Raw genomic sequence first — 585 nt, forward strand, 5'->3', positions numbered from 1 at the left:
GACCATGATGTTGTGGTTGCCCAGGATTTCGACGGTGTTTTCGATGGAGGCCAGGTAGTCGTAGTCGATGACACCGGGTTCGGGTTGGACGCCGGCCCAGATGACGCCCAGGCGTACGACGTTGAAGCCGTTGGCGGCCAGGAAGGCGGCATCTTTATCGCCGAAACCGTCGGCGGAGGGCTCATACGGCGGGATCTTGTAGACCTGGTTGAGTCCGCGTAGCAGCACGACCTGGCCGTTGCTGTTGGTGAGCCAGCCGTTGGAGACCTCGACCGGTGGGGCGACGGTGCCGGTGATGCCGCCGGGCAGGGAGCCGAATTGGCCAACGGCGCCGTGGGTTCCATCGAGCAGGCCGGCGGTGCCGCCGACCCCGCCCAGCGCGGGCAACCCAGCCAGGGTGGCGCCGTCACCGGCGTTGCCGCCGTCTCCGCCGTTGCCGAACAGCCAGCCGGCGGCGCCGCCGTCACCGCCGACGGCTCCGGCTCCGCCGTCGCCGCCTGCGCCGCCGTTGCCGAGGATTCCCAGGGCGGCGCCGCCGTGGCCGCCGGCGACTCCGTCGGTGGTGCTGTTCCAGCCGGCGCCACC

At 70.8% G+C, this 585-nt stretch carries 1 protein-coding gene; it reads right to left on the reverse strand.

Translation table 11 applies throughout. The features are described from left to right. On the reverse strand, positions 1-585 hold a 585-nt coding region (locus tag LI94_RS21435), incomplete at both ends, for a PGRS repeat-containing protein (RefSeq protein ID WP_046302520.1).

This window comes from Mycobacterium sp. UM_Kg27, assembly GCF_000972905.1.
In the GTDB taxonomy this organism is placed as follows: Bacteria; Actinomycetota; Actinomycetes; order Mycobacteriales; family Mycobacteriaceae; genus Mycobacterium.